Source organism: Aquabacterium sp., from assembly GCF_004297345.1.
GTDB lineage: Bacteria > Pseudomonadota > Gammaproteobacteria > Burkholderiales > Burkholderiaceae_C > Aquabacterium.
Genome location: NZ_SCTN01000278.1, coordinates 1 through 2,204, shown reverse-complemented (window position 1 = coordinate 2,204; position 2,204 = coordinate 1). Strand labels below are relative to the sequence as shown.

Genomic DNA, 2,204 nt, shown 5'->3' with positions numbered 1-2,204 from the left:
GTCCAAGCGCGCCAAGGAACAGCTGGAAATGCTGGGTGCCGAGGTGCTGACGGGCGCCAAAGTGACCAACATCACCGCGTTTGGCATCCACTACGATCTGAATGAAACCCAGCCTGATGGCACGACCAAGTCTGTCTCGCACTTCCTGCCCAGCCGCACCGTGGTGTGGGCGGCCGGTGTGGCGGCCTCGCCGCTGGGCCGTGCGCTGGCCAAGAGCACGGGTTGCCAGCTTGACCGCGCTGGCCGCGTCATCGTGCAGCCTGACCTGACCATTCCCGGCCACAACAACATCTACGTGGTAGGCGACCTGGCCTCGGCCAAGAGCTACCTGGACCCGGAAAACCCGACGCCCGTGCCCGGCGTGAGCCCTGGCGCCAAGCAGATGGGCCGCAAGGCGGCGTTCAACATCATCCGCCGCATGAAGGGTCTGGAGCCTCAGGCCTTCCGCTACTTCGACTACGGCTCGATGGCCACCATCGGCAAGCGCGCCGCCGTGGCCATGCTGGACATCCCGTTCACGAAAAAGCAGATCAAGTTCAGCGGCTTCTCGGCCTGGCTGTTCTGGCTGTTCGTGCACGTGTACTTCCTGATCGGCTTCCGCAACCGCACCGTGGTGATGATGGACTGGGCCTGGGCCTACTTCACATCGCAGCGCCACGCCCGTGTCTTCCCTGACCCGCATGCGCTGGAGCCCAACGCGATGTTGGTGCGCGTGGCACCGCCTCCCGTGCCGCCCGTGAGCGTGACGGCCGCTACCCCGGCAGTCACCCCGTCGACCGGCTCGCAAGGCACACCGGCCGCGCAGCCTTCGCCAGCGCGCTAAGCCGGCAACCGGTGGCCGGGTGTCTGACGCCCGCCACCGCTTTCCCCTGGCCCGCCCGAGGCCAGCCGTGTCATGGCAACATGGGGGCCTGTGTCCCTCATGCGCGCTCCCCAGCGCGGTCTGCACGCCGTGAACGTCTCTGCACCTGCCTCCAGCCCTGTCTCCACCCGCCTTCAGGCTTTGCGCCAGCACATGGCGAACAAGGGCTGGCAAGCCACGCTCATCCCCAGCAGCGACCCCCACCTCTCCGAGTACCTGCCAGACCGCTGGCAAGGCCGTGTCTGGCTCAGCGGCTTCACGGGCTCTTCCGGCACCTTGCTGGTCTCAGCCACCCAGGCCGCCGTGTTCACGGACAGCCGTTATTGGGAGCAGGCCGAGGCCGAGCTGGCCGGCTCTGGCGTGGACCTGGTCAAGCTCGACGGCCCCGCCGTGCCCGCCTACGTGCAATGGCTGGCTGAGCAGGCTGACTTGCCCAGCCCCGCCACCCTGGCCATTGACGGCACCGTGATGGGCCTGGCCCAGACGCAACTGCTGCAGGACGCCTTGAAGACCAAGGGCTGGCAACTGCACACCAGCGAAGACGTGCTGGACGGCATCTGGCCCGATCGCCCCGCCTTGCCTGCGGCGGCCGTGTTTGAACACGCCCTGCCCTATGCAGCCAAGCCCCGCTCGGCCAAGCTCGCCGCGCTGCGTCAGGCCATGCAGGACAAGGGTGCTACCCACCACTGGATCGCCACGCTGGACGACCTGGCCTGGGTCCTGAACCTGCGCGGTGCCGATGTGGACTACAACCCGGTGTTCCTGGGCCATGCGTTGATCGGTCTGGATGACGCCGCCTTGTTTGTGGCACCAGGCAAGATTGATACGGCGTTGGAAAGCAAACTGACTGCCGACGGCATCACGGTTCGGCCCTACAACCAAGCCTTGTCCGCCATGAAGGCCTTGCCGGTTGGCAGTGTGCTGCTGATCGACCCCAAACGCATCACCTGGGGCTTGCGCGAAGCCGTGCCCGCAGGCGTCAAGCTGATCGAGGCCATCAACCCGACCACGCTGGCCAAGTCCCGCAAGACCGATGATGAAGCGCGATTCATTCGGGAAACCATGGAGCGAGATGGCGCCGCCATGTGCACCTTCTACGCCTGGCTGGAGCAGGCCTTGGGCTGCGAGCACATCAGCGAACTGACCATCGATGAGCGCCTGAGTGCCGAGCGCGCAAAGCAGCCGGGCTACGTCTCGCTGAGCTTTCCCACCATCGCCGGCTTCAATGCCAATGGCGCCCAGCCGCACTACCGCGCCACGGCCGAATCGCACGCCATGATCAGCACACCGCAAGGCCTGTGCGAGGAAGGGCTGCTGCTGATCGACTCCGGCGCGCAGTATG

2 protein-coding genes are annotated in these 2,204 nt (G+C 66.2%); both read left to right on the top strand.

The annotated features are described in order from the left end of the window. A partial coding sequence (locus tag EPO09_RS09685) for an FAD-dependent oxidoreductase (RefSeq protein ID WP_290642557.1) occupies nt 1-823 on the top strand: 823 nt, incomplete at its 5' end. A gap of 129 nt (nt 824-952) precedes the next feature. Next, the coding region (locus EPO09_RS09680) for an aminopeptidase P family N-terminal domain-containing protein (RefSeq protein WP_367200062.1) at nt 953-2,204 on the top strand (1,252 nt) is incomplete at its 3' end.